The organism is Citrobacter sp. VF227 (assembly GCF_052950715.1).
The window spans coordinates 1-546 of record NZ_JBRFVF010000216.1 but is presented as its reverse complement, the minus strand read 5'-3'; the positions used below and the strand labels follow the sequence as shown (position 1 = coordinate 546).

1 pseudogene is annotated in these 546 nt (G+C 72.3%); it reads left to right on the top strand.

What is annotated here, in order from left to right:
- Positions 1 to 546, top strand: a pseudogene (locus ACU8YC_RS25975) (hypothetical protein); the annotation flags it as partial.

Below are 546 nucleotides of genomic sequence, written 5' to 3'. Positions count from 1 at the left end.
ACCCCTACCGCAAGACCCAGGCGGCCCTCGACCGCCGCAACGAGATCATCCGCCTGATGGCGGAGAACGGCTACATCACCCGGGAGGAGGCGGATTCCGCCAAGAAGATGCCGCTCGGCGTCAACCCGCGCGTCGCCTTCCCGAACGCCGCCAACGCCAACTACTTCACCGAGGAGGTCCGCCGCGAGATCTCCGAGCGCTACGGCGAGAAGAAGCTCTACGAGGGCGGCCTCTCGGTGCGCACGACCCTCGACCCGAAGATGCAGGCCTGGGCCCGCAAGGCTCTGGTCGACGGCCTCGTGCGCTACGACCAGGCCCATGGCTGGCGCGGTCCGGTCACCAAGGTCGACCTGACCGGGCGCGACTGGGGCATGGCGGCGGCCGAGGTTCCGGCGCTCGGCGACGTGGCCCCCTGGCCGCTCGCCGTGGTGCTGGGCAACGGCCGCGGCGGCGTGCAGATTGGCCTGCAGCCCCGGCGCGAGCCCTCCGGCCAGGTCGGCCAGGACCGCGAGACCGGCGTGATCACCCCCGAGGGCCTGCGCTGGG